This window comes from Alkalibacterium sp. s-m-28, from assembly GCF_054658175.1.
The window spans coordinates 1-452 of record NZ_BAAGIQ010000275.1 but is presented as its reverse complement, the minus strand read 5'-3'; the positions used below and the strand labels follow the sequence as shown (position 1 = coordinate 452).

The 452-nt window shown below is 31.9% G+C and carries 1 protein-coding gene; it reads left to right on the top strand.

Annotation, left to right across the window (positions count from 1 at the left end; all coding sequences use genetic code 11):
* Positions 1–274: tyrosine-type recombinase/integrase (locus tag ACYQ4S_RS12305; RefSeq protein WP_459771457.1), on the top strand; the 274-nt coding region annotated here is incomplete at its 5' end.
* Positions 275–452: the final 178 nt, after the last annotated feature.

The following is a 452-nucleotide window of genomic DNA, read 5'->3' as shown; positions in this document are numbered from 1 at the left end:
AACACCAGACAGGATTGAAACAAAAATATCTCCTCATATTTTAAGACACAGTAAAGCTACTCATTTAGTCAATGCAGGTGTTAGTATTTATAATGTTAGAGATTTTTTAGGTCACAGCTCAGTAGAAACAACACAAATATATTTAACATCAAGTCTAGAAATAACCCGAAGGGCAATCGAGGCAGCTTCAAATAAGATCGTCCATGATAGTAGTCACTACTACACAGCAGAAGAAAAAGCTGATTTATTAAATTTTTTAGATACTTTCATTTAACCATCTAATGTAAAGCAAATAACAGTTAATGAAGCATCCTCTAGTTAGCACCTGAGGGTGCTTTACATTATTTTCTACTTAACATTAAATTTGTAATGTGAAGATTTACATTACAAATTGTCGCATATTAAACGAATTGTGGTACCGTCAAAATAGGTGAACATATTTATATGGCAAC